This window comes from Mycolicibacterium sarraceniae (genome assembly GCF_010731875.1).
In the GTDB taxonomy this organism is placed as follows: Bacteria; Actinomycetota; Actinomycetes; order Mycobacteriales; family Mycobacteriaceae; genus Mycobacterium; species Mycobacterium sarraceniae.
In genome coordinates this window covers 4,582,597-4,602,013 of record NZ_AP022595.1, presented here as the reverse complement: position 1 = coordinate 4,602,013, position 19,417 = coordinate 4,582,597, and the positions used below count along the sequence as shown (strand labels likewise).

Here is a 19,417-nt window from a genome sequence, read left to right as displayed (position 1 = left end):
GGCTCAGAAATAGTCGAAGTGCTTGGCGCCCCGGTAGCTGCTACCAGACGTCGAAGTGCATCGCGCCCAATCGATCCGGAGTGCCGTAGTCGATGTAGACCGGGCCCAGCTGGAAGGGAATGTTGCCGGTGTTCGGGTTCGAGATCGTCGCCGTCACCGGGTAGATGTTTGGGCTGTTCTTCGTGCCGACAACGTAGGTGTACAGGAGCGTCAGTCCGTCAGCGGTGTACACCGACACTCGGGTGCCCGGCCTGAGCTTCGATTCCTGCGCGGCGTCGCCGACTGCCCAATCCGGCAGGCCGCCCCAGACGCCACCGGAATCGACATTGCCCCGCAGCGGCACCGGCGTCCCGTCGTTGATTTGCACCTGCCAATCACCGATCGGGCCGCCACTGATCGACCCCTTCGAGGGAAGTGGGTTGGGGCCGAAGACAACGAGGCCGTACGGGCCGATAATGTTTTCATACATCAAGACCCCGTCCTTGAGCTCGCCGGGCAGCAGCGCTGTCATCGTCGGGCCCGACGGGGTGTTGGCTCCGATACCCAATGTGCCCACGACGCCGACACCGGCGTTCGAGTAGTTCAGGTAGGAAGCTTCGGAGGTTGGGTCGACAACTCTCACCTTGAAGGGCTCGGTGACGGCGCCGCCGCCGAAGTCGACCGTCGTCAAGTAATTGGTGTAGTTGTACGTGACCAACGTGGTGGAGTCGCCGTAGCTGCCCGTGCCCGTCCCCTGTGGCGGGCCGAGGTTCGTCTGGCCAACATACTTGTTGATGATCGTCAGACCCGACGAACCCGTATCCAACAAGACGGGCACGACGGGCCCGCCGTTGACCGAGATGTAGACGATCTGTTGTGTGGTGAAGACGGTCCTCATCAGCCGAACCGCGTAGACCTGGCCGTTGTCTTTGGCCTGGGCAACCAGTGCTCTCGCGTCGGCGGCGGCCGTGGGTGCACCTAGGAGTCCGACGAGGGGCGTGGTCAGTTTCGCGGCATCCAGAGCTATACCCGCCACGGTGGGCAACAGCATCGTGGCCAACAGCGATGCCTGCGCCAACTGGTGTGTGACCGGAACCCCGACGGTGTTGGCCACCGCTGCCTTCACCGGCTCGATGGAGTTCTGCCACATCGTCAGCGACCACGCCGCTTGCGCCAAAAACGTCTGGGGCACAACCGAAGCCAGCCCGGCAGCGACATTGCCAGCACCCCAGGTCTGGGCGTGAAGCAACTGCTGGGTCTGAGTGATCTGCCGTAACGATTCTCTCACCGCTTCGCCCGGCACGACCACCTCGTTGTCGGGCAGATACGAGGTCTCGCCGTAGCCGGGCACGGCGTTCGTAGAGATATCGGCGACGTCGGTGACTGTCGAAGCCGCGTTTTTACGCGCGGATACCGTACTCGAGGGCTGCGAACTGGCGTCGGGCACAGATCGGGCCGAGCCAGCGACCGTTCGAGGGGTCTTCGGGCGCGAATGAGCCTTAGCGGCAGAGGGTTTGGTGTTGGAGACTGAGGAATCGACCTTTCCCGAGGTCGTTCCGGAATGACCGGTGTCGGCAGAGGCTGTCGCGCTCCCTGATGCCAGTGCGGCACCGATGCCGAGGGTGAGCGCACCGGCACCCAGCCAGGCATAGGGCTGTCGTGTGGCCCTGGTCTGATTCATCGCTGCCCCCAGTCACTAACGCTGTTTGCCGTTGAAACCGCCGCGGCCGTACTGACCGCCCACGCCGGCGTAGCCAACCTTGCCTCCGGCACCAGGTTTGGAGTTCTCCCGCGTGAGCGCACTTGAGTCACCGCCGTTTCCGCCGTTCCCGCCGGTGCCGCCGAACTGTCCGCCGAACGTGCCGGATCCGCCCGCGCCACCGTTAGCAGTTCCCGCACCATCGACTCTCGCGAATCCGCCATTGCCGCCGTTGCCGCCAGTGCCAAGGAACCAGCCGCCAGGACCACCGGCGTTCGCCGTGCCGCCGAAGGCATTCCCGGTTCCACGCGCCCGCGCGTCGCCGCCATCGCCGCCGCGACCGCCGGTGCCGAAAACCGGGATGACGCCGCCGAAGTTATTGCCCCCAAGACCGCCATTGCCTGCAAGGGCGTTGCCTGAGCCGGTGGTCTCCGCGGCGCCGCCGGTGCCGCCCGCTCCGCCGGTTCCCGCGATGGTGGCGCCGCCGTCACCGCCGGCTCCGGCCTTCGAGTTAGTGCTGCCCCCACCCTGTGCTGCTCCGCCGGTGCCACCGGCGCCACCGGTTCCGACGGCGGCGAAACCACCACTCCCGCCATTGCCACCAAGGCCACCCCAGGTCTGCGACCTACCTAGACCGCCGGTGCCGCCACTGCCACCGACGCCGACGAGGGTGGAGCCGCCTGCGCCGCCCGCGCCACCGTCCCCGCGAGCGCTTGTGGATTCACCCACCCCGCCGACTCCACCGGCACCGCCGTTTCCGAACTGTGCTTCTCCGCCGGCTCCGCCCGCCCCGCCGATCGCCTGGGCACCTCCTGCGGTTGCGGTTGCTGTCGCGTTGCCGCCGGCGCCGCCGGCCCCTCCGGACCCGCCAAGCCGGCCGGCCATGCCACCGTTTCCGCCGGCGGCGGCGGCCGTCTGCTGGCTCCGGTACGGGTTGAAGTTGTCGCCGCCCTTGCCGCCTGTTCCGCCATTACCGAAGAGGCCGCCGGCACTGCCGCCGTTACCACCGTTGGTTGGTGCGGAGTCCCCATTGCTGTAGTACAGGCCGGTGGAGCCGTTGCCGCCGTTGCCGCCGTTGCCGGCGATCAGACCGCCGCGTCCGCCATTGCCCCCGGCGGTCGCATCGGAGACCAGGGTGCCGTCGACGGTGTAGACAGCCGCCGCCCCGTTGCCGCCGGCACCGCCATTGCCGAATAGTCCTGCGCTGCCGCCGTTGCCGCCATTGGCACCGTTGCCGCCGTTACCCCAGAGCAGGCCGGCGTTACCGCCGTTGCACGCCGCGCCCGTGCAATTCAGGGGCGCGTCCACCCCGTTGCCGATGAGCCAGCCGCCGTAGCCGATGACGGGCCGGGTGGCACCGACCGCTGCCGCCAGTGTCACCGGGGGCGACGCCGCGGCCGCCGGGGCGTTCGCGTTGTGATCGAATAACCAGAGATCGTCGTCGGTGGTGGTCGCCGGAGTCTGTGGAGCCAAAGCGAATTCAGTCGATGCCAACACCACGGCGGGCGCGTGCGCGGCGGTCGGATCGCTGTCGATGGTGATAGCCATGCCGCCGGCCAACGCGCCGCCCGCTACGACCGCGTAGGTGATGGGCAGAATCATCTGCAGCGATATCCGACGATTGTGTAAGCGGCGCTCGACCACGTGATTCCCCCTGGTGTCATCCGCGGTGCCGACCGAGTGGACGACTCAAGAATGCACGGCGTAACTTAGCTCAGGGAATTAGCTGCGTCAAGAAGAACGGGTGCCGACTCTACTCGCTTTGAGTGGGCGCGATCATGCGCATTCCGTCGAAACCTATGCCCGCGCACGGTAGTTCGATGCCATTAACAGTGCGCCAACGCCACTTACACGTCAGGACGATTTGCTTCGCCGTGCTGTTCAGCTGACCCCCGACTGCTTCAGGTCACAGTTGCTGGTTCGTGCCGGATGACTTCTTTGGCTGCGCGCTCAGAGGAGCGGACGGCGCCGTCGACCCACCCGTGCATGACTCCCGACGTCTCGGTACCTGCCCAGTGGATGCGACCGCAGGGTTTGGTGGTGGCCGGCCCGAACTCGGTGAGCACGCCCGGTGGGCAATGGCTGAGCATGCCGCCGTCGGAGTACCGTTTGGCGGACCAATCCTGATCGAGGAAAGCTACTGGGGCAGCTGCTTTTTCGTCGAATCGCTCGACCTGTACCTCGCCGGTTTCCCGGACTCGGATCTCGCGAACTACGATCTGGCGGCCGCAACGCCCAAGCGAGTGCTGATGTGGGGGGAGCGGACCCTCGTCGTCGGTGGAGCCGGTTGCCCCGGGGAGGGGCTGGGCGCCCACTGGGTACCGATAGCGCTGACGCCGGCTCAGTGAGCCGCCGCTCTGGCCGGCCAAACAGACCGGGAATTTCGGTACCCGAGGAATGTGAGTGGGGGTGTCTGACGGGGCCGTCACCACACCCAACGTCAGGATGCCGGCGCTGGCGACGGCAGTATTGGACCGGACAACCGTGCTGGGGAGTCCTCGGTGCACCATTACCTTCCGCCGTCGGCCAGCTGAACAGGCCAATGGAACATCACATTCGCGCGCGTTAACCTCGGCTTTTTGAGCGCACGAGGAATCGGACATGATGGAACCGTGAAGCTGCTGCCCACACCCGACGTCACGCTCACCGATGCCGAGGTCGAAGACGCGCTCAGGCATGCCGTCGCGGTGATCAATCCACTGCTGTACGTGCTGTGGCGAACCGACCCGTTCGACCTCAAGCGGCGCACCCCGCCCAATGCCGTCTCCTGGGCACTCAACGCCGCCGATTTCCCGGGCACGCTCGCCTGGGACGACCTGAGCACCGACGACAAGATCAGTTGGTGGGTATGGCGGGTCGGCGCACTGAACACCATCGTGGTGGCGTTCCCCGGCGTGCTGGGCGTCCTCGCGCGGCGACTGCCGATTCAGGATCTGCTCGGGTTCGCCAGCCAGGCCATCGTGCTGTGCGCAGTGGCCCGCGAACTGGGCGTCACCGACTATCGGCGTCAGGTCAGGTTGCTCGCGTGGGTGCTATGCGGGCGGGACCTGTCGGTGGTGGTCCACGATGGGCACCCGCCGGTCAGCATCCCGTTGACCCCGTTGGGCATCGCCAAAGCGCTGTGGAACTTGGCGGGTGTCCTCGATGCGATCGGCGATGAACTCGCGAAGCGGCCCCATCCGCGCGCGCCATTCCGCTACGTGGCCATGCTTCCTGCTGTGGGCGTGGTGGCCGCGTACCTCGGTGAATGCGGTGCTCTGTCCCGCGCCGCCAAGGCCGGTCAGCAGTGGATCGAAACGCAAAAACCGCCCCAGGGGGGCGGTCCTGCGAGAGCGGGCGACGGGAATCGAACCCGCGTAGCTAGTTTGGAAGACTAGGGCTCTACCATTGAGCTACGCCCGCGTGCTGTACGCGGCCCCAAATGTACCGGCGCCGATCTGATCAAATCCAATCGGCCCACCTGAAAGCGCATCGTCGAGGTCGATTGCCGTTGAACAGGCATTGGGCCGTAGGATTCGGGCGCGAGAAATAGAGCGCGGGGTGTAGCGCAGCTTGGTAGCGCATCCGCTTTGGGAGCGGAAGGCCGCAGGTTCAAATCCTGTCACCCCGACACGCCCAACGAATGTCCCACGACCGAACATCGACCCGAGGAGTCCAGCAGTGAAGAGCACCGTCGAGAAGTTGAGCCCTACCCGGGTTCGCATCAACGTGGAGGTGCCCTTCACGGAACTGCAGCCTGATTTCGACCGGGCCTACAAGGAGCTCGCCAAGCAGGTACGGCTGCCCGGCTTCCGTCCCGGCAAGGCCCCGGCCAAGCTGCTCGAAGCCCGCGTCGGCCGCGGCGCCGTGCTGGAGCAGGTCGTCAACGATGCGCTCCCGAGCCGTTACAGCGAAGCGGTCACCGCCACCGCCGTCACCCCGCTGGGCCAGCCCGAGATCGAGGTCACCAAGATCGAGGACGGCGAGGAGCTGGTCTTCACCGCCGAGGTCGACGTGCGGCCCGACATCGAGCTGCCCGATCTGAGCGCGCTGAAGATCTCGGTCGACACCATCGAGATCAACGACGAGGAGGTCGATGCCGAGCTGGAATCACTGCGCGCCCGCTTCGGCACCCTCAAGGGTGTCGAGCGTCCCGCCCAGACCGGCGACTTCGTCTCCATCGATCTGTCCGCCACCGTCGGTGGCGAAGATCTTCCCGACGCCGCCACCGAGGGCCTGTCCCATGAGGTCGGCTCCGGCCAGCTGATCGACGGCCTGGACGACGCCATCGTCGGCTTGTCCGAGGGCGAGTCGAAGGTCTTCACCACCAAGCTGGCCGCCGGTGAGCACGCCAACGAGGACGCTGAAGTCACCGTGACCGTCAAGTCCATCAAGGAGCGCGAGCTTCCCGAGGCTGACGACGAATTCGCGCAATTGGCAAGCGAATTCGACACCATCGAGGAACTGCGCGAGAACCTCGTCGAACAGGTGAAGCGGGTCAAGCGCATTCACCAGGCCGAGATGATCCGCGATAACGCACTCGAGTTGCTGCTGGAGACCGTCGAGGTTCCGCTGCCCGAGGCGATCGTGCAAGCCCAGGTCGACCAGACCGTGCACAACGCGATCCACGTTCTCGACCACGACGAGGACAAGTTCGCCGAGGCGCTGGAGGCCGAGGGCAGCTCGCGCGAGAAGTTCGACACCGAGACCCGAGAAGCCGCCGAGAAGGCCGTCAAGACCCAGCTCTTGATGGACGCGATCGCCGACGACCTCGACATCCAGGTCGGCCAGCAGGACCTCACCGAGCGACTGGTCCTGATGTCGCGGCAGTACGGCATCGAGCCGCATCAGCTGCTACAGATCCTGCAGCAGAATAACCAGCTGCCGGCGATGTTCGCCGACGTGCGCCGCGGGCTGACCGTGGCCGCGGTGGTCGAGGCGGCCACCGTCACCGACAGCGACGGCAACGTCGTCGACACCGCCGAGTTCTTCGGCGCGCCGGCCGAGGGTGCCGAAGGCATCGAGATCGAAGAAGCCGACACGGACGGTACGAGTGTCGATGCCGACGAGGCCTCTGAGCAGCAGGCCGACAAGGCCGAATAAAGCCGACAGCGAAAGCGCACTCTCTGGGGAGTGCGCTGCGCGCTGCGTTGGTTAGGGTCGGGTAGAACGAAGTCCGGAGAAAGCAGGTATCAAGTCGTGACTGATATGCGTTCAGGCATGCCAGGGCTGAATCTTTCTGACTCGGTGTATGAGCGGTTGCTCGCCGAGCGCATCATCTTCCTTGGCTCCCAGGTCGATGACGACATCGCCAACCGGCTGTGCGCGCAGATTCTGCTGCTCGCCGCCGAGGACCCGACCAAAGACATCTCGCTGTACATCAACTCGCCCGGTGGCTCGATCAGCGCGGGTATGGCGATCTTCGACACCATGGTGCTCGTGCCGTGCGATGTCGCCACCTACGCCATGGGCATGGCCGCCTCGATGGGCGAGTTCCTGCTCGCCGCCGGCACCAAGGGTAAGCGCTACGCGCTGCCGCACGCGCGCATCCTAATGCACCAGCCACTGGGTGGTATCACCGGTGGCGCGGCCGATATCGCCATCCAGGCCGAGCAGTTCGCGCTCATCAAGAAGGAAATGTTCCGGCTCAACGCCGAGTTCACCGGCCAGACGATCGAGCGCATCGAGGCCGACTCCGACCGCGACCGCTGGTTCACCGCGCAGGAAGCGCTGGAGTACGGCTTTGTCGATCACATCATCACCCGCGCCCACTTCAACGGAGTGTCCAATGCTTGACCACACTGAACAGACCTATCGGGGCACTGCACCTACAGCGCGCTACATCCTTCCCTCGTTCGTCGAGCACTCCAGCTGGGGTGTGAAGGAGTCCAACCCCTACAACAAGCTGTTCGAGGAACGCATCATCTTCCTCGGCGTTCAGGTGGACGACGCCTCGGCCAACGACATCATGGCCCAGCTGCTGGTGCTGGAGTCGTTGGATCCCGACCGCGACATCACCATGTACATCAACTCGCCGGGCGGCTCGTTCACCTCGCTGATGGCGATCTACGACACCATGCAGTACGTGCGTGCCGACATCCAGACGGTGTGCCTCGGACAGGCCGCCTCGGCCGCCGCGGTGCTGCTGGCCGCTGGCACGCCGGGCAAGCGCCTGGCCCTGCCGAACGCGCGCATCCTCATCCATCAGCCGTCGCTCGGCGGCGTCATCCAGGGTCAGTTCTCCGACCTCGAGATCCAGGCCGCCGAGATCGAGCGGATGCGGACCCTGATGGAAGAGACGCTGGCCCGTCACACGGGCAAGGATCCCGCAATCGTCCGCAAGGACACCGACCGCGACAAGATCCTGACCGCCGCAGCGGCCAAGGAGTACGGGATCATCGACACCGTTCTGGAGTACCGGAAGCTCTCGGCCCAAAATGCTTAGGCCCGAGAAAGCTTGATCGCGGCGATGGCTGCCGGGCTCGCCCGGCAGCATCCGCCAATGATGTCCGCGCCGCCGCGGCCCGCTGGGTCGCGGCGTTCGCGTCGAAGCAGCCGGTGCCCACCCAGGTCCGCGCCACCCCGTCCCACTCGGTCAGTTGGGCGACAGTCGGGCCGCAGCGACCCGCATACTCCTCGCCGCCCGCCAGGGCTGCGCCATACGGCCCGACCAACAGGGCCACCCCACCGGCGCAGCCGACGTCGGACAGGTCGTGACCACGGCTTTCCCGCTCAGTGGCCTAACCGCCATCGGCGATCAGCACGGTATCGTGGGCAAGGGCGAACACGATGGCGCGACTCTGCGTTCGGCGCAGCCCAACGCTTCGGTTCGGTTACGGCGGCGACACGCCAAAAACACGGCTAAGCGTTCCGGGGCGACGAGAGCCGTGTCAGGCGATATGTTCACCATCAAGTGAATACCATCGACGCGATACGGCTTTATGTGTCGCACCGTGGCAGAGCAAGCGGGTAGCGTCGGGACAGACACCGGCACTGACTAACTGGCAACGATCGAAGACCCGGCGAAGGAAAGTAGGACCTCACCACCATGGCGCGTATCGGAGACGGCGGTGACCTGCTCAAGTGCTCGTTCTGCGGTAAGAGCCAGAAGCAGGTGAAGAAGCTCATAGCGGGCCCGGGCGTCTACATCTGCGACGAGTGCATCGATCTGTGCAACGAGATCATCGAAGAGGAGTTGGCGGACGCCGACGACGTCAAACTCGATGAGCTGCCCAAGCCCGCCGAGATCCGGGATTTCCTGGAGAACTACGTCATCGGCCAGGACACCGCCAAGCGCACGCTGGCCGTTGCCGTCTACAACCACTACAAGCGCATCCAGGCCCAGGAGAAGCACCGCGACTCCCGCTCCGAGCCGGTGGAGCTGGCCAAGTCCAACATCTTGATGCTCGGCCCGACCGGCTGCGGTAAGACCTACCTGGCGCAGACGCTGGCCAAGATGCTCAACGTGCCCTTCGCGATCGCCGACGCCACCGCGCTGACCGAAGCCGGGTATGTGGGCGAGGACGTCGAGAACATTCTGCTCAAGCTGATTCAGGCCGCCGACTATGACGTGAAGCGCGCCGAGACCGGCATCATCTACATCGATGAGGTCGACAAGATCGCCCGCAAGAGCGAGAATCCGTCGATCACTCGGGACGTGTCCGGTGAGGGTGTGCAGCAGGCGTTGCTGAAGATCCTCGAAGGCACTCAGGCCTCGGTCCCGCCGCAGGGCGGTCGCAAGCATCCGCATCAGGAATTCATCCAGATAGACACCACCAACGTGCTCTTCATCGTGGCTGGGGCGTTCGCCGGGCTGGAGAAGATCGTCTCCGACCGCGTCGGCAAGCGCGGCCTGGGCTTCGGTGCTGAGGTGAAGTCCAAGGCTGAAATCGACACCCAGGATCACTTCGCTGAGGTGATGCCCGAGGATCTGATCAAGTTCGGTCTGATCCCCGAGTTCATCGGCCGTCTGCCGGTGGTGGCCTCGGTGACCAATCTGGACAAGGAATCGCTGGTGCAGATCCTGTCCAAGCCGAAGAACGCTCTGGTGAAGCAGTACACCCGGCTGTTCGAGATGGACGGCGTCGAGCTGGAGTTCGCCGACGATGCGCTGGACGCGATTGCCGATCAGGCCATCCACCGCGGTACCGGTGCCCGCGGGCTGCGCGCGATCATGGAAGAAGTCCTGCTGCCGGTGATGTATGACATCCCCAGCCGCGATGACGTCGCCAAGGTCGTGGTGACCAAGGAAACCGTCCAGGACAACGTCCTGCCGACGATCGTCCCGCGCAAGCCCGCCCGCCCCGAGCGTCGCGACAAGAGCGCTTAAGCGCGGACTCGCGTCCCGCGCTCGGCGATCACTTGTTGAGCAGTAGGGCTATCGCGGCCGCCCCGTCCCACTGGGCGAAAGCCGTCTTCAGGATTGATCCCAGCTCCCGACGATCCCACACCTGCGGCCACTCCCGGCCCGTTCGGCGCGCTCACCGACCTGACCGTCGGCCAGGTCGGCCTCGGGCGGAAGCGGGTGTAGTCGGATGCCACACGCACTGATTTTGGCTGCGTGCCGCGGCGAGGTCAGCACGGTGACCCGGATACCGCGGTGGGCCAGGCTGCCCGCAACCGCCAGCAACGGGGTGGTGTGCCCGGCCGCAGACAGTCCCGCGATCAGAGTTTTCGCCAGTGTGGATGATGAACGCGATCGTGGACATCGGCGCTCACCGGGCCCAAGGCCGTCAGCCCTGGTGGTACGCCTCGGCTTACCAGCTCTTCGACCAATTTCTGGGAGCCACCGAGTCCGACGCGGTGCTCGCCGAGTGGTTCGTCCGCCGCACCAGCCTGCTCGATAGCCTCTATCCCACACCCTCACCACGGCTGCTCGCCCGCGCGATTCAGCACAACAGTCGAGCGTGGCTGGCTCAGCGTCGAGCGGGAGATCACTGACAGCTAACGCGTGATGCGGTCGGCCCTACTGTAGACGTTCATCGATTCGCCGCGCAGGAACGCGACCAGCGTCAGACCCGACTGGGTGGCCAGGTCGACGGCCAGTGAGGACGGCGCGGACACCGCGGCAAGGACGGGGATGCCGGCCATGACGGCCTTCTGCGTCAGCTCGAAGGACGCGCGGCCACTGACCAACAGGACGGTGCCGCCGAGCGGGACGCGATTGGCCTCCAGCGCCCAGCCGATCACCTTGTCGACGGCGTTGTGCCGGCCCACGTCCTCCCGTACCGCCAGCATCGCGCCGTCGCTACCGAACAGCGCCGCACCGTGGAGCCCGCCGGTGCTGGCGAACACCTTTTGCGCCGAACGCAGTTGGCTCGGCATAGCGGTCAGCGCCGCGGCGGTGACGATCGACGGGTCGTCGCCGGGGGAGTGCTGGCTGGTCAGCCGGACCGCATCGATCGACGCTTTGCCGCATACCCCGCATGACGAGGTGGTGTAGAAGTTGCGGGTGACATCGACCTCCGGTGCCGGCACATCGGGGTGCAGCGTCACGTCGAGGACGTTGTAGGTATTGGTGCCGTCTTCGGTTTCTGAGCCGCGGCAGTAGCGGACGGTGAGCACGTCGTCGCGGCGGGCGATGACCCCTTCGGTCAGCAGAAAGCCTTGCGCCAGTTCGATATCGGATCCCGGCGTGCGCATCGTGACGCTCAGCGGGGTCCCGTTGACGCGGATCTCCAGCGGTTCTTCGACGACCAGGGTCTCGGGGCGTTCGGTGACGGTGCCGTCGATGACGTGGCTGGCCCGCCGGCGTGCGGTCACCCGTCCCATGATTGCTCCTGCCTGCGTTCCAACCGGATCACGATCGCCTTCGATACCGGTGTATTCGATTTGGCGGCCACGTGATCGAGTGGCACCAGGGGATTGGTCTCGGGGTAGTAGGCCGCCGCGTTGCCGACCGGGGTGGCGTACGGCACCACCAGGAAGTCCTTGGCGCGGCGTTCCTGCAACTCGCCTCGACTGTCGGTGAACTCCGAGATCAGGTCGACGCGGACGCCGTCGGCCAGCCCGAGTGCCTTGATGTCGGCCGGGTTCACGAAGACGACGCGACGGCCACCCTTGATCCCGCGGTAGCGGTCGTCGAGCCCGTAGATAGTGGTGTTGTACTGGTCGTGGCTGCGCAATGTCTGCAGCACCAGTCGACCCGTCGGCACCGGAACCCAGTTCAGCTCGTTGACCGCGAAGTTCGCCTTGCCGGTGATGGTCGGGAATTCGCGGGAATCCCTTGGCGGGTGCGGCAATTGGAAACCGTCGGGCTGACGGACGCGGGTGTTGTAGTCGCCGCAGCCCGGCACCACGGCAGCGATCGCGTCGCGGATCGTGTCGTAGTCGGCAGCGAAGGTCTCCCAGGGCACCGGGTGGTCGGCGCCGAGGAGGGTGCGGGCCAGCTGGCAGATGATCGCGACTTCGCTGCGCACCTCGTCACTCGGTGGCGTCAGGCTGCCCCGCGACAGGTGCACCATTGACATCGAGTCCTCTACGGAAACAACCTGTTTGCGGCCGCCTACCAAGTCGCGATCGGTGCGGCCCAGGGTGGGCAGGATCAGTGCCGTGCGGCCGTGGACCAGGTGGCTGCGGTTGAGCTTGGTGGAGACCTGAACCGTGAGCGCACATGTGCGCAACGCCGCCTCGGTCACCGTCGTGTCGGGGGTGGCCGAGGCGAAATTGCCGCCCATGGCCAGGAATACCGACGCCCGCCCGTCACGCATAGCCCGGATCGCGTCGACCGTGTCATAACCGTGCTTGCGGGGGCTGATGATGCCGAACCGGTCGTCCAGTGCACTCAGAAAGGTCTCGGGGACCTTCTCCCAGATTCCCATCGTGCGGTCGCCCTGGACGTTGGAATGCCCACGCACCGGGCACACCCCGGCGCCGGGCTTGCCGATCATGCCGCGCAGCAACAGCAGGTTGGTCATTTCGGCAATGGTGGCGACGGCATGGGTGTGCTGAGTGATGCCCATCGCCCAGCACACGATCGTGCGCTGGGAGCCGGCCAGCATGCCCGCGACTCGCTCCAGCTGGGGCCCCCCGACGCCGGTGGCTTCGGTGACGGTGTCCAGGTCGACGGTGCGGGCATCGGCCAGGTACTCGTCGAATCCGTGGCAATGCGCGGCGATGAACTCGCGGTCGATGATGCTGCCGGGGTCACGCTCCTCGGCCTCCACCAGCAGGCGGCCCAGCCCCTTGAACAACGCCAGGTCGCCGCCGAGGCGGATCTGCACGAATTCGTCGGCGATCGGCACCCCATGGCCGACAACGCCATTCACCTTCTGCGGATCCTTGAACCGGATCAGGCCGGCCTCGGGAAGTGGATTGACGGCGATGATCTTGGTGCCGTTGGCTTTCGCCTTCTCCAGCACCGACAGCATCCGCGGATGGTTGGTACCCGGATTCTGTCCTGCGATCACGATGACGTCGGCGTGTTCGACGTCATCGACGGTCACCGAGCCTTTACCGATACCGATGGAATCGGTCAGCGCGGTGCCTGACGACTCGTGGCACATATTGGAACAGTCGGGGAGATTGTTGGTGCCGAAGCTGCGGACCAGGAGTTGGTACAGGAACGCCGCCTCGTTGCTGGTGCGCCCCGAGGTGTAGAACACCGCCTCGTGCGGGGAGCCCAGATCGCGCAGGTGGGAGGCGATCAAGCCGAAGGCGTCGTCCCAGCCGATCGGCCGGTAGTGCTGCTCGCCGGGGCGCAGGACCATCGGGTGGGTGATCCTGCCCTGCTGGGACAGCCAGTACTCGGGTTTGGCGGCCAACTCGGCGACGGTATGGCGAGCGAAAAAGTCCGGGGCGACCCGCCGTTTGGTGGCCTCCTCGGCCACCGCCTTGGCGCCGTTCTCGCAGAACTCCGCCAGCTTGCGGCCGCCATGCTCCTCGGGCCACGCGCAGCCCGGGCAGTCGAAACCGTGCCGCTGATTGAGCCGAGACAGTGTCGCCAGGGTGCGCACCGGCCCCATCTCGGCCAGGCCGCGCTGCATGCTGACCATCACGGCCTTCACCCCGGCCGCCTCGTGTTTGGGGCCGCTGACCTCGACGTCCCGTTCGTCAAAGTCCGCATTGACGTCTTTGGCACTGGCCATGCCTCCAATTTAGCCCTCGTTATCGGCGACCCACACCAGATACAAGGGGTTCGTAATCGGTATTTGACATGCGGTGATAGCCCAGGGCTATCGTCAGATCGATGGCGAGCGACGTATTGCTGCAGCACCTGGACTACCTGCTGGCGCTCGCCGCGGAGCGCCACTTCGGGCGCGCGGCCGCCCGCTGCCACATCAGTCAACCGACGCTGTCGGTGGCGATCCGCAGGCTGGAGCGCGATCTGGGGATCGTCATCGTGCAACGCGGCCGTCGCTTCGAGGGCTTCACCGAGGAAGGGCAACGGGTCGTGGCATGGGCCCAGCGCATCACCGCCGAACGCGATGAGATGCTCGCCGACCTCGAACGGATGCAGGGGCGGCTGACGGTCACCGCCCGGCTGGGTGCGATTCCGACGGCGGTACCCGCCAGCCCGTTTGTCACCACCGAGTTCCTGTCCCGCAATCCCGCGGCGTCCGTGCGTATCGAGGCGCTGTCGTCACGCGAAATCGCCAGACGATTGGCCGATTTCGAGATCGACGCCGGGCTGACGTATCTCGATGACGAATCGCTGCCGGGAACCCGCTCGGTCGAGTTGTACCGGGAGCAATACGTTCTGGTGGCATCCGCCGACGACGCGTTGATGGGCAAGCCTCAGGTGACGTGGGCCGAGGCGGCCGGACTCGAGCTGTGCGTGCTGACGACCACCATGCGTAATCGCCACATTCTGGACGCCAATATGGCCGCCGAGGGCATTCATTACCGCCCTGCGGTGGAGGCGGATTCGGTTGACGCGCTCTACGCGCACCTGAGACATTCGCGGCGGGCCACCATTGCCAGCACGGCCTGGCTGCCCCAACTCGGTGTGCCGCAGGGGTTTTCAGCGCGGTCGATGGCCAAACACGGACCGAGCCCGGCGATCGGGCTGGTGGTGCTCGACCGTGCCCCGGCGTCCATCGTTGCGGCGGCGTTCGTCGCGGTGGCCACCGACATCGATCTCGCCGGCCGCATCGACCACTTCTGGACGAGCACGCAGTCCTGACGCCGATCGCTTCGAGTGGGTCATGCCACCTCGTCGTCTCCGACGTCGTCGTCCCGATCCGGGGCGGCCACCTGTCTGGCAATCTCGGTGTCCGCCTGGGATGTGGTGAGCATCCGTTCGGGGTGGTGGTACACGTTCGTTCGCGCCTGGCCGATATCGTTGTGCGGGGGCGGGATCCATTCGACCGATCCGTCGGCCCGGATCCGCACGAAGTATCCGTCATCGGCGAGGCGGTTGTCGGCGGGGCAGGCCAGCACCATGGTGTCGACGTTGGTTTGGCCGCCGGTCGCCCAGCCGGTGATGTGGTGTACCTGGCAGTCGTAGCCGCACACCGTGCATCCCGGGCGGGTGCAGCCGCGGTCGCGTGCCAACAGCACGATGCGTTGATCGGCGGTCGCGATCCGCTTGGAGCGTCCCAAGTACAGCGGACGAGCGGTGTGCTTGTCGAACACCACCAGGCTGTGATGGGCGTGCGACGCGAGCCGGATGACGTCACTCATCGGTAGCAGCGAGCCACCAGCTGTCACGCCGACGCCGGCTGCGTCGGTGAGATCCTGCAGTGTCGTCGACACGATGATCATCGCGGGCAACCCGTTGTGCTGGCCGAGTTCGCCCGACGATAAGACGCTGCGCCCCATCGCGGTGAGTGCGTCGTGGTTGCGCTGCGCCGCTGATCGATCGTCGCCGGCGACCTGGTCATGACTGGGAGTGCCTGATATACAGGGATTTTCGTCGTACGGATTACACATACCGGGAGCGGCCAGTCTGGCGGTGACCGCTTCGAGTGTCGCCAGGCACAGGGGATCCAGCAGTGCGTGTACCGGCGTCATACCGTCGGCCTGTTGCTTGCCGATCCACACCCCGCGCTTGCGTGCCTGTTCGGCGTCGTCGGGCATCGGCCCGTCCTGATCGATCAGCGTCTGCAGCCGCTGGGCGACCTGCTTCAGTTCCTCGGGCGTGAGGCCGCGAGCGTTGACGACCAGATCGGATTCGGCCTGGGTGCGGGTCTGCGGGTCGACCCAAGCTGGCAGCTTGCGGAAAAACTCACCGATGATCGCCACATGTTCGGGACCGATCTGGCCGGCGGCCTGCGCCGCGGCCGTCAGCTCCAGAACCGGTGACAGCGGCTCACCGATGAGGGAACGACGCGGCCCCAGCACTGCGGCATCGCGCACCCGCCGCTTGGCTTCGGTCCGCGAGACACGCAGGCGGGTGGTCAGCACATCGGGGAGAGTTTTGGCGCCGAGTGCTTGCGGTGAAGCCTCGGCGGTGAGCCTGGCGAGGATGCGGTGTGATTGTGCGGGGAGCTGCCGGGACAGGATCTCCAGCTCGCCAAGCACGTCGAGAAGTTCGCGGTGGGACAACGTGTCCACGGGGAGCGCGGCGAGTTCATCGTGCGCGGCGCGGACCGCTGCGACGGCCTTGTGCAGGATGGTCGAACCCATGCTCGAACACTAGTGCGAAGCGCTGACAAGTCTGAATGGCCCCGCGATCGCTTCGCGGAAATCGCACGACAGCGCACGAAACGAATGACTTGTTGCGGTGATGTTCACGTAACGAGCTTGGAACTTCGGCTTCCTAGTGTTGGCCGGTCACACATCCGCGAGCAGGCGCGGACGTCTTGTTTGCAGAGGAAAACTCAATTGAGCGGAAATGCAGCCCGTCTCCAGGCGATCGTCAACGTCGAGGCTTACGAGCCTCCCCCCATCAGCTTCGACCCAGGCGAGGCACCGGGCGAGATCTTCGGATCGAACGTGTTCACACTGGCCGAGATGCGGTTGCGGTTACCCAAATCCATCTACAAATCGGTGGTCGCGACCATCGAAAAGGGTGCCAAGCTCGATCCGGCCGTCGCCGACTCAGTAGCTTCGGTGATGAAGGACTGGGCGCTGTCGAAGGGCGCCACCCACTACGCGCACGTCTTCTACCCGATGACCGGGCTGACCGCCGAGAAGCACGACAGCTTCCTCGACCCCGTCGGTGACGGGACCACGCTCGCCGAGTTCGCCGGCAAGACGCTGATCCAGGGCGAGCCGGACGCGTCCAGCTTCCCGTCGGGTGGTCTGCGCAGCACCTTCGAGGCGCGCGGATACACCGGCTGGGACGTCACCAGTCCGGCCTACATCCTGGAGAATCCGAACGGCAACACGCTGTGTATCCCGACGGTGTTCGTCTCGATGACCGGTGAGGCGCTGGATTACAAGACCCCGCTGCTGCGCAGCCAGCAGGCCATGGGAACCCAGGCCGAGCGCATCCTGAAGCTGTTCGGCCACAAGGATTTCGACCACATCGTGTCGTTCTGTGGTCCGGAGCAGGAGTACTTCCTGGTCGACAGGCACTTCTTCCTGGCGCGTCCCGATCTGATCAACTCCGGTCGCACACTGTTCGGCGCCAAGCCGCCCAAGGGCCAGGAGTTCGACGACCACTACTTCGGCGCTATCCCGGACCGGGTGCTGGCCTTCATGATGGATACCGAGCGGGAGTTGTTCAAGCTCGGGATCCCGGCCAAGACCCGCCACAACGAAGTTGCGCCAGGCCAATTCGAGATCGCGCCGATGTTCGAGCGGGCTAACATCGCCGCCGACCATCAGCAGCTGCTGATGACGACGTTCCGCAATATCGCCAAGAAGCACGGTATGGAGTGCCTGTTCCACGAGAAGCCCTTCGCCGGTGTGAACGGGTCGGGTAAGCACGTCAACTTCTCGATGGGCAACGCGCAGTTCGGCAGCCTGCTGGTGCCCGGTGACACTCCGCATGAGAACGCCCAGTTCCTGGTGTTCTGCGCGGCGGTGATTCGCGCCGTGCACAAGTACGGTGGCCTGCTGCGTGTTTCGGTGGCCTCGGCCACCAACGACCACCGCCTCGGCGCCAACGAGGCCCCGCCCGCTATCATCTCGATCTTCCTCGGCGATCAGCTGGCCGATGTATTCGACCAGATCGCCAAGGGTGCGGCCACATCGTCAAAGGGCAAGGGCACCATGATCATCGGTGTCGACACGCTGCCGGAGCTGCCGACCGATCCGGGCGACCGCAACCGCACCAGCCCGTTCGCGTTCACCGGCAACCGCTTCGAGTTCCGCGCGCCGGGCTCGGGGCAGACGATCAACGTGCCGATGATCATCCTCAACACGATCATGGCCGACTCACTGGACTACATGGCGGGCGTTCTTGAGGAGGCCGTCGCCGGCGGTGAGGACTTCGACCGGGCCGTGCAGAAGCTGCTCACCGACATCATCACCGAGCACGGCGCCGTCGTGTTCAACGGTGACGGCTACTCGGAGAACTGGCAGATCGAGGCGGCCGAGCGCGGACTGCCGAACCTCAAGACGACGCTCGATGCGATCCCGCAGCTGGTGACGCCGGAGGCCATCGAGGTCTTCGAGAAGTACGGCGTCTTCAACGCCCGTGAGCTGCACAGTCGTGAAGAGGTCCGCTACGAGACGTATGCACTGACCGTCAACGTCGAGGCCAAGCTGACGCTGGAGATCGGTTCGACGGTGATCCTGCCGGCGGCGGTTCGGTACCAGACCGAGCTGGCGCAGAACGTCGCGGCGCTGAAGGCGGCCGGGGTGGACGCCGACATCACGCTCCTCTCGACGGTGTCGGCACCGATCTCGGAGCTGACCGGGGCGCTGAGCGCGCTCAAGACGGCGCTGGGTGCACACGGCGGCGATACCGGCAAGGAAGAGGCCGAGCACGCGGCGAGCTTGCTGCCCTTGATGGACGCGGTGCGCGCTGCCGCGGACACCCTGGAAAGCATTGTCGCCGACGATCTCTGGCCGCTGCCTACCTATCAGGAGATGTTGTACATCCTCTGAGCCAGCTGTCGACACCCCTACTCGCGAAAGGTGTCGACATCAGATAGGACCCGTCGCCGACCACGATGAACACGTCACGGTCGGGGCCTGCCATCCGCACACCGATCCCGCCGGCGATCTCGTGGCCCATGCACGAGTAGCCGTATTCGACGTCGTAGCCCTTGCGGTCGCGGGTGCGCCACAACTTGTCCAGATCTCCCGGCATCGAACCCGCGGCGCACACCACGACGTCCCGCGGCTCTGAGAGCGTGTTGACCAATCCGATGACCTGGTTCTGGTTGAGCTGCGCCCCGTCTTCGGTCGCGTACACCGCGGACACGGTGTCTTCCCATTGCTGGGCGAGTTCGGTTACCCGAGAGCGGTATTCGTCACTGACGGTGTAGCCGTCCAACGCGGGGATCAGGGCCTCGATGGCTTCCCTGGCATCGGAGACGACGCTGACACCGCCCTGTTTGACGGAGTCCAGCGAGGCGACGTTGATGTTGACGAACCGCACGTCCGGGTTGTTGAACGCGGTCCGCGAAGCGGAGGTGAAATCGCTCTAGCGGGTTCCGATCCCGATGACGACATCGGCCTCGGCGGCCAGTGCGTTGGCGGCGGTCAGCATGTTGGTGGAGCCAGGCCCGACGCTGGCGGTGACGGCCCAGGCTTCCAGCCGGTCCCTTTGTCGCGCATAGGCGACCGCGGTGTGCGCCATCGCCGACTCGTTGATTCGGTGAATTCCCGACTAGCATGTCGCGCCGACGGCGACGATGAACGCGTCCGCATGCCCCAACGCACACAGGATTCGAGGAGACAGTCCGTGCCATCACCGCGCGC

At 65.6% G+C, this 19,417-nt stretch carries 14 protein-coding genes, 2 tRNA genes and 1 pseudogene; 9 read left to right on the top strand and 8 right to left on the bottom strand.

What is annotated here, in order from left to right; genetic code table 11:
* Positions 1-40: 40 nt before the first annotated feature.
* The 3 genes from G6N13_RS22950 to G6N13_RS26290 all read right to left on the bottom strand — a co-directional run bounded on the left by G6N13_RS22950 (position 41) and on the right by G6N13_RS26290 (position 4,188).
* The gene (locus G6N13_RS22950) at positions 41-1,660 is read right to left on the bottom strand and encodes a PecA family PE domain-processing aspartic protease (RefSeq protein WP_163700940.1); all 1,620 of its coding nucleotides are present in this window, start codon (positions 1,658-1,660) and stop codon (positions 41-43) included.
* Positions 1,661-1,675: 15 nt separating this feature from the next.
* A complete protein-coding gene (locus G6N13_RS25770) occupies positions 1,676-3,280 on the bottom strand; it encodes a hypothetical protein (RefSeq protein WP_163700937.1) in 1,605 nt (534 codons plus the stop codon).
* Between the two features lie 299 nt (positions 3,281-3,579).
* Positions 3,580-4,188, bottom strand: a complete 609-nt coding sequence (locus G6N13_RS26290) for an FAD-dependent oxidoreductase (protein ID WP_407663825.1) — start codon at positions 4,186-4,188, stop codon at positions 3,580-3,582.
* A 69-nt stretch (positions 4,189-4,257) separates the two neighbouring features.
* On the opposite strand from G6N13_RS26290, the gene G6N13_RS26285 reads away from it, so the two are divergent.
* The gene (locus G6N13_RS26285) at positions 4,258-5,055 is read left to right on the top strand and encodes a hypothetical protein (protein WP_407663949.1); all 798 of its coding nucleotides are present in this window, start codon (positions 4,258-4,260) and stop codon (positions 5,053-5,055) included.
* Here the strand turns inward: G6N13_RS26285 and G6N13_RS22935 are convergent.
* Positions 5,010-5,080: transfer RNA gene (locus G6N13_RS22935), tRNA-Gly, on the bottom strand. The two genes, G6N13_RS26285 and G6N13_RS22935, sit on opposite strands and share 46 nt — an antisense overlap.
* A gap of 134 nt (positions 5,081-5,214) precedes the next feature.
* Between G6N13_RS22935 and G6N13_RS22930 the strand changes: the two genes are divergently transcribed.
* From G6N13_RS22930 to G6N13_RS22905, 6 genes are all read left to right on the top strand, one after another.
* Positions 5,215-5,288 (top strand) — tRNA-Pro (locus G6N13_RS22930).
* A 50-nt stretch (positions 5,289-5,338) separates the two neighbouring features.
* Positions 5,339-6,760, top strand: a complete 1,422-nt coding sequence (gene tig / locus G6N13_RS22925; protein WP_163700932.1) for a trigger factor — start codon at positions 5,339-5,341, stop codon at positions 6,758-6,760.
* A gap of 105 nt (positions 6,761-6,865) precedes the next feature.
* Positions 6,866-7,453: an ATP-dependent Clp protease proteolytic subunit gene (locus tag G6N13_RS22920; protein WP_179965175.1), complete on the top strand. Its 588-nt coding sequence runs from the start codon at positions 6,866-6,868 to the stop codon at positions 7,451-7,453.
* Positions 7,446-8,102: an ATP-dependent Clp protease proteolytic subunit gene (locus G6N13_RS22915; protein ID WP_163700926.1), complete on the top strand. Its 657-nt coding sequence runs from the start codon at positions 7,446-7,448 to the stop codon at positions 8,100-8,102. Before G6N13_RS22920 ends, G6N13_RS22915 begins: the two co-directional genes overlap by 8 nt.
* A gap of 603 nt (positions 8,103-8,705) precedes the next feature.
* Entirely contained in the window at positions 8,706-9,986 is a 1,281-nt protein-coding gene (clpX, locus tag G6N13_RS22910; protein ID WP_163700923.1) for an ATP-dependent Clp protease ATP-binding subunit ClpX, read from the top strand.
* A gap of 350 nt (positions 9,987-10,336) precedes the next feature.
* A complete protein-coding gene (locus tag G6N13_RS22905) occupies positions 10,337-10,597 on the top strand; it encodes a hypothetical protein (RefSeq protein ID WP_163700920.1) in 261 nt (86 codons plus the stop codon).
* Positions 10,598-10,600: 3 nt separating this feature from the next.
* Here G6N13_RS22905 and fdhD read toward each other — a convergent pair whose 3' ends face one another.
* A complete protein-coding gene (gene fdhD / locus G6N13_RS22900) occupies positions 10,601-11,428 on the bottom strand; it encodes a formate dehydrogenase accessory sulfurtransferase FdhD (protein ID WP_163700917.1) in 828 nt (275 codons plus the stop codon).
* Positions 11,416-13,743, bottom strand: coding sequence for an FdhF/YdeP family oxidoreductase (locus tag G6N13_RS22895; RefSeq protein WP_163700914.1), 2,328 nt, complete (start codon positions 13,741-13,743; stop codon positions 11,416-11,418). The genes fdhD and G6N13_RS22895 overlap by 13 nt, the downstream gene beginning before the upstream one ends.
* A 101-nt stretch (positions 13,744-13,844) precedes the next feature.
* Between G6N13_RS22895 and G6N13_RS22890 the strand changes: the two genes are divergently transcribed.
* Positions 13,845-14,780, top strand: a complete 936-nt coding sequence (locus G6N13_RS22890; RefSeq protein ID WP_163700912.1) for a LysR family transcriptional regulator — start codon at positions 13,845-13,847, stop codon at positions 14,778-14,780.
* A 20-nt stretch (positions 14,781-14,800) separates the two neighbouring features.
* On the opposite strand, the gene G6N13_RS22885 is transcribed toward G6N13_RS22890, so the two are convergent.
* Positions 14,801-16,225, bottom strand: a complete 1,425-nt coding sequence (locus tag G6N13_RS22885; protein WP_163700910.1) for an HNH endonuclease signature motif containing protein — start codon at positions 16,223-16,225, stop codon at positions 14,801-14,803.
* 198 nt (positions 16,226-16,423) lie between these two features.
* On the opposite strand from G6N13_RS22885, the gene G6N13_RS22880 reads away from it, so the two are divergent.
* Positions 16,424-18,598, top strand: a complete 2,175-nt coding sequence (locus tag G6N13_RS22880) for a glutamine synthetase III family protein (RefSeq protein ID WP_163700908.1) — start codon at positions 16,424-16,426, stop codon at positions 18,596-18,598.
* 37 nt (positions 18,599-18,635) lie between these two features.
* Here the strand turns inward: G6N13_RS22880 and G6N13_RS22875 are convergent.
* Positions 18,636-19,202: pseudogene (locus G6N13_RS22875) on the bottom strand (thiamine pyrophosphate-dependent enzyme); the annotation flags it as partial.
* Positions 19,203-19,417 lie beyond the last annotated feature (215 nt).

Bases quoted from the DNA above. Each gene is read 5' to 3' on its own strand.
- G6N13_RS22950 (WP_163700940.1), bottom strand. From the start codon at position 1,660: ATGAATCAGACCAGGGCCACACGACAGCCCTATGCCTGGCTGGGTGCC.
- G6N13_RS25770 (WP_163700937.1), bottom strand. From the start codon at position 3,280: ATGATTCTGCCCATCACCTACGCGGTCGTAGCGGGCGGCGCGTTGGCC.
- G6N13_RS26290 (WP_407663825.1), bottom strand. From the start codon at position 4,188: ATGGTGCACCGAGGACTCCCCAGCACGGTTGTCCGGTCCAATACTGCC.
- G6N13_RS22920 (WP_179965175.1), top strand. From the start codon at position 6,866: ATGCGTTCAGGCATGCCAGGGCTGAATCTTTCTGACTCGGTGTATGAG.
- G6N13_RS22915 (WP_163700926.1), top strand. From the start codon at position 7,446: ATGCTTGACCACACTGAACAGACCTATCGGGGCACTGCACCTACAGCG.
- clpX (WP_163700923.1), top strand. From the start codon at position 8,706: ATGGCGCGTATCGGAGACGGCGGTGACCTGCTCAAGTGCTCGTTCTGC.
- fdhD (WP_163700917.1), bottom strand. From the start codon at position 11,428: ATGGGACGGGTGACCGCACGCCGGCGGGCCAGCCACGTCATCGACGGC.
- G6N13_RS22895 (WP_163700914.1), bottom strand. From the start codon at position 13,743: ATGGCCAGTGCCAAAGACGTCAATGCGGACTTTGACGAACGGGACGTC.
- G6N13_RS22890 (WP_163700912.1), top strand. From the start codon at position 13,845: ATGGCGAGCGACGTATTGCTGCAGCACCTGGACTACCTGCTGGCGCTC.
- G6N13_RS22885 (WP_163700910.1), bottom strand. From the start codon at position 16,225: ATGGGTTCGACCATCCTGCACAAGGCCGTCGCAGCGGTCCGCGCCGCG.